Here is a 5,649-nt window from a genome sequence, read left to right on the forward strand (position 1 = left end):
AGGATAATGTCGGGCCGGCGTATGGTGTCGCTCTCAAGGTCTCTCGAGCCGGAGATCGTATCGACATCACAGCCCCAGCCTTCGAGCAGCAGCCGCATGCCATCCAGGATGCGCGCATCATTGTCGATGCAGAGCACGCGCAGCCTGGACAGCGACGCTGTCGCACGGGCAGCGGGCCTGGTCTCGATCTCGCGCCGCGTCTCCCGCACTTGCGCTACGGGCAGTATGACGGAAAAACGCGTGCCCTTGCCCGGATTTGAAAAGATCCGGATTTCGAGGCGCAACACACGGGCGATGCGATCAACGATGGAGAGGCCAAGGCCGAGGCCTTCGGCCTCGCGAACACCTTCTTCCAGACGGGTGAACTCGCGGAAAACCGTGTTCAGCTTGTCGCCGGCGATGCCGATGCCCGTGTCGATAACCTGGATTTCGGCCAGTTCGCCACGCCGCCTCACCCCGACCAGCACGCGGCCGTGGCGCGTGTACTTGATGGCGTTGGAGACGAGATTCTGGATCAGGCGTCGCAACAGATTGCGATCCGTCATCACGGTCAGCGACGACGGCATGATGGTCAGCGCGAGCTTCTTTTCGGCGGCGAGCGGCTGAAAATCATTGCCGATCTGGCGCAGCAATCCGTCAAGGTTGAAGGCGGTGTCCTCCGGCTTCATCGCGCCGGCATCGAGGCGGGAGATGTCGAGCACGGCGCCGAGAATGGTTTCGACCGATTCCAGCGAGGATTCGATGTTGACCGCGGCCTTGCCGGCGGGACCCTTGCCGGCCTTCTCGATCAGCGACGAGCAATAGAGCCGGGCGGCGTTCAGCGGCTGCAGGATGTCGTGCCCGGCGGCAGCGAGGAAGCGCGTCTTGCCGAGATTGGCCTCCTCGGCCAGCATCTGCGCCTGCGCCAGCTCCTCATTGACCCGGGTCAGCTCCTCGTTGACGCGGGTCAGTTCGATGGTCCGGGTCTTGACGCGCTGTTCGAGCGATTCATTGGCCCGCTTCAGCGCCAGATCCTGTTCGACGCGCCCCGAAATGTCGGCATAGGTGGCGACGATGCCGCCGTCCGGCATCGGATTGGAGCGCAGTTCGAGGATGCGGCCGCTGGTCTTCAGCTCCATCTGCCAAGGGCTGACGAAGCTCGTCAGACGGTTGAGCATCGCCACACGCTGCTCCGCCGGAATGTCGCCGCGCTCGGCCAGATGGCGCAGGATGCGGTCGAGTGAGACCCCAACCTGGCCCATCTCGTCGGGCAGGTCGAACAGCGCCCGGTACTGGCGGTTCCAGCAGATGAGCCGGAAATCCCGGTCGAAGACGGTGATGCCTTGCTCCATCTGGTCGAGCGCGATCTGCAAGAGGTCGCGATTGTGCTGCAGCGCCTCGGTGGCGTCGTCGAGCAGGCGGAAGGCGTCACGGGATTCGCGGTCATGGCGCCGGAACAGCAGCGACAGGATCAGCCGCGCCGAGGAGGAGCCGACGGCGCTGGCCAGCAACTGCTCGGAAAAGCGGATGACGTCCATGCTCGCCTGCTCGTTGCCGTGCAGCGAGGTGCCGTTGGTCCTCTCGAACGTCTGGAAGGAGCGCTCGGTTCGCTCGACGCCGAGATACCGCCCGATCGTGTCCTTGAGGTCGTTGACGGTGATGGCGGTGCGGAAGCGGCGCAGGCTCGGCATCGGCCCGGCGTCACGCGGCACGAAGATCGATGCCTGGATGCGTTCCAGTGGCACTGAAGCGCGCGACAGCGAGCCGAGCACGAAGAACACCGCATTGATTGAAAGACTCCACAAGACGCCGTGGTTCAGCGGTTCGGCGACAGTGCCGAACAGCGCTTGCGGCCGTAAGGCCTCGAAGCCGAACAGGCCGTGCACGATGACGCCGGTATCGGGTGCGGCAAGCGAGGGAAACAGCAATGTGTAACCCCACACGAGGATGCCGGCGACCATGCCGAGCGCGGCGCCCCTTCCGTTCGCGCCGCGCCAGATCAACCCGCCGATCAGCGCCGGTGCGAACTGGGCGATGGCGGCGAAGGACATCAAGCCGATCGACGACAGGCGCGCGCTGTTGGTGCTCTCGCGGTAATAGAGGAAGGCGATGAACAGGAGGGTGAAGATCGCCCCGCGCCGCACATTGAGGATCAGCGTCGACCAGTCCTCGGTCTCCGTCGGCGTCGTCTTGAGCAGGCGGCGGACAAACAGCGGGATCACCAGGTCGTTGGAGATCATGATCGACAGTGCCACGCTTTCGACGATCACCATGGCCGTCGCCGCCGACAGGCCGCCGATGAAGGCCGCCATCGCCAGCACGTCATGGCCGCTGAACAAGGGTAGCGACAGCACATAGAGATCGCTGCTGGTTCCGCTGCCGACCAACGCCAGGCCGGCAAACGCAATCGGCAGCACGAACAGGTTGATGGCCACCAGATAGAGAGGAAACACCCATGTCGCGGTGCGCAATTCGGCCTCGCCGCGGTTCTCGACGATGGTGACGTAGAATTGCCGCGGCAGCATGATGATGGCAAAGCCGCTCAAGGTGGTCAGCACCAGCCAGGTGGCCAGCGAGGTGTTGTAGCTCATCGCCTGCCGCACCTGAGCGTTCAGGGCGAGCTTTTCGAACATGTCCCCAGGACCGCCGAAGATCAGGAAGGTGACCATCAGCCCAATCGCCAGGAAGGCGGCGAGCTTGACCACGGTCTCGACCGCCACCGCCAGCACCAGCCCGTCCTGGTGCTCGGTCGCGTCGGCATGGCGGGTGCCGAACAGCACGGCGAACAGCGCCAGCAGCATGGCGACGACCAGCGAGATGTCGCTGACGAACGGGTCGAAGGAGGGCGGTGACCCGGTGTAGTGCTCCACCATCAGGCTGACCGAACCCGAGATCGCCTTCAGCTGCAGCGCGATATAGGGCACCGCGCCGATGGTGGCGATCAGCGTGGCGATCGCGGAGACGGTAAAACTCTTGCCGTAGCGCGCGCCGAGGAAGTCGGCGATCGAGGTGATCTTCTCAGTCTTGGCCAGCCGCACGATGCGGTTGAGCAGCGGAAAGCCGAACACGAACACCAGCACCGGACCGGTGTAGATGCCGAGGAATTCGAGGCCGCGCTCGGAAGACAGGCCGACCGAGCCGAAGAAGGTCCAGGAGGTGCAGTAGATGGCAAGGCTGAGTGCGTAGATGAACGGCCGGGCCCGCCCGGCCCCCGATCTCGCCGCGCGGCGGTCGCCCAGGCTGGCGATGGCGAACAGCAGCGTCACATAGGCAATCGCGATGATGACGATGAACAAGCCCTGCACGCCGGCAAGATCCTTCCTGTGCCGAATTCCAACCCGGCTTGCGCAGACGCAACCACAGCTTGACGCACGAGTCCATCACGGCTTTCGGCGCAAGGAGGCGGGGCTCTTCCCAACATGCCGGGGGCACGGAGAAAGCGTTTTGTTTTCTCCTTTTTGCCCATGTTGCAACCTCAGGGTTTTGTTATGGTGGGCTGCTCGATGCCGCTAGGACGGGACGATAGTGCGGCTGGTCATGACAAGGAGGGTCGAATGCTGAAGGAATTCCAGGAATTCATTTCCAAGGGCAATGTGATGGACCTTGCTGTCGGCGTCATCATCGGCGGCGCCTTCAGCACGATCGTCACTTCGCTGGTTGGTGACATCATCATGCCGATCGTTGGAGCGATCTTCGGCGGGCTCGACTTCAACAACTATTTCATCGGGCTTTCCTCCTCCGTCAACGCCACCTCGTTGGCGGAGGCCAAGAAGCAAGGCGCTGTTTTCGCGTATGGCAGTTTCGTTACCGTGGCGCTGAACTTCCTCATCCTCGCCTTCATCATCTTCCTGATGGTCAAGGCGGTGAACAATCTGCGCAAGCGGTTGGAGCGTGAGAAGCCGGCGGCGCCGGCGGCTCCGCCGCCCGCCGACATCGCGCTGCTGACGGAAATTCGCGACCTGCTCGCCAGGCGTTGATTGCCTAGCTGCATTGCTGGACCAAAACCCCGGTCGTTCACGGCCGGGGTTTTCTGCTTTGGCATCTGCTAAGGAGCGCTGAAGAGACCAGGACGGACACGCTTATGACCTTGATCGATAGCTTGCGCGCGGAAGCCCGTGCCGCGCCCGAAAGCGGCATTGTCGCCGTCATCAATTACGGCCGCCTGCGCGAAGGCATGATCCCGCTCTGGGCCGGTGAGGGCGACCTGCCCACGCCCGCCTTTATCGGCGAGGCCGCGGCTCGGGGGCTCGCCAATGGCGAGACGTTCTACACCTGGCAGAAGGGCATTCCCGATCTCCGTCAGGCGCTTGGCCGCTATTATGCCAGGCATTTCGGCAAGACCTTCGCCGAGGAGCAATTCATCGTCACCGGATCGGGCATGCACGCGATCCAACTGGCGCTCGACGCGCTTGCCGGCGTCGGGGACGAGGTGATCTATCTGTCGCCGGCATGGCCGAATTTCGATGCCGCCGCGGCGATTGCGGGCGCCGTCCCGGTGCCGGTCACGCTCGACAATTCGGGCAATGGCTGGTCCTGCGATGTCGCGAAGATCGCGGCGGCGATAACGCCGCGAACCAAGGCGCTGTTCATCAACACGCCTTCGAACCCGACCGGCTGGACCGCCGATCACGAGACCTTGCGGGCGATTCTCGATCTCGCCCGGGCGAAAAATATCTGGATCATCGCCGACGAGATCTATTCCCTGTTCCACTATGGCCATGGTCGCGCGCCATCCTTCCTCGACATTGCCACCGCGGAAGATCGCATCCTCTACGTCAACAGCTTTTCCAAGAACTGGGCGATGACCGGCTGGCGCGTCGGCTGGATCAAGACCCATCCCGACCTGCAGCAGGTGTTCGAGAACCTGATCCAGTATTCGACCTCAGGCGTTGCTCAGTTCATGCAGCGTGGTGCGATCGCCGCGCTCGACGAGGGCGATGCCTTCATTGCCGAACAGGTGGAGCGGGCGCGGGCCGCGCGCGATCTGATCTGCGGCATCCTGGGCGACACCGGCCGCGCCCGTTTCACCGTGCCGCAGGGTGCATTCTACCTTTTTTTCCAGGTCGACGGCATTACCGATTCGCGTGCCGCCGCCTTCGACATCGTCGACAAGGCCAATGTCGGGCTGGCTCCAGGTACGGCTTTTGGCCCAGGTGGAGAAGGCTTCCTCAGGCTCTGCTTCCATCGCCGCCTCGACCAGATCGAGGACGCCGCGCACAGGCTGGCCAAATGGATGAAGACTGTCTGATGCGCTGACAGGTCGGGGCGATAAGCGCCCCGGCAAGCAGTCTGCTCGTTAGGTGCTATTTCGAACCGGCTTCAGCCGCCCGACGTGGGCACCAGCAGGGGGATGACGCGGTCGCTCTTGGCCACCGAGGGCCGACCGGCGGAACCATAGGGGATGCCCAGCGCGTCCCAGGTTTCGACCAGCGCGTCCTGCAGTCCCGCGATCAGAGCATCGGTATGGAACGGCGTCGGCGTGATGCGCAGCCGTTCGGTGCCGCGTGGCACGGTCGGATAGTTGATCGGCTGGATGTAGATGCCGTGTACGCCGAGCAGGCGGTCGCTCGCCATCTTGCAGAGTTCGGGGTCTCCGACCAGCAGCGGCACGATATGGGTCGGCGACTCCATCACCGGCAGGCCGGCGGCGGAGAGAATCTGCTTGGTCCG

Annotated in this window: 4 protein-coding genes; 2 read left to right on the forward strand and 2 right to left on the reverse strand. The window is 63.7% G+C overall.

Annotation, left to right across the window (positions count from 1 at the left end):
• Positions 1-3,284: PAS-domain containing protein (locus WC739_RS24160; RefSeq protein ID WP_372955513.1), on the reverse strand; the 3,284-nt coding region annotated here is incomplete at its 3' end.
• A 249-nt stretch (positions 3,285-3,533) separates the two neighbouring features.
• On the opposite strand from WC739_RS24160, the gene mscL reads away from it, so the two are divergent.
• Together mscL and WC739_RS24170 are read left to right on the forward strand one after the other, a co-directional pair.
• On the forward strand, positions 3,534-3,956 hold the full coding sequence (gene mscL / locus WC739_RS24165; protein ID WP_372955514.1) for a large conductance mechanosensitive channel protein MscL: 423 nt from the start codon (positions 3,534-3,536) through the stop codon (positions 3,954-3,956).
• A gap of 104 nt (positions 3,957-4,060) precedes the next feature.
• Positions 4,061-5,227, forward strand: coding sequence for a pyridoxal phosphate-dependent aminotransferase (locus WC739_RS24170; RefSeq protein WP_372955515.1), 1,167 nt, complete (start codon positions 4,061-4,063; stop codon positions 5,225-5,227).
• A 71-nt stretch (positions 5,228-5,298) separates the two neighbouring features.
• Here WC739_RS24170 and WC739_RS24175 read toward each other — a convergent pair.
• The coding region (locus WC739_RS24175) for an aminotransferase class I/II-fold pyridoxal phosphate-dependent enzyme (protein WP_372955516.1) at positions 5,299-5,649 on the reverse strand (351 nt) is incomplete at its 5' end.

The organism is Mesorhizobium sp. (genome assembly GCF_041661565.1).
Taxonomy (GTDB): Bacteria; Pseudomonadota; Alphaproteobacteria; order Rhizobiales; family Rhizobiaceae; genus Mesorhizobium.

Excerpts from the sequence above, each read along its gene's own strand:
- WC739_RS24170 (WP_372955515.1), top strand. The coding sequence starts at position 4,061 with ATGACCTTGATCGATAGCTTGCGCGCGGAAGCCCGTGCCGCGCCCGAA.
- mscL (WP_372955514.1), top strand. The coding sequence starts at position 3,534 with ATGCTGAAGGAATTCCAGGAATTCATTTCCAAGGGCAATGTGATGGAC.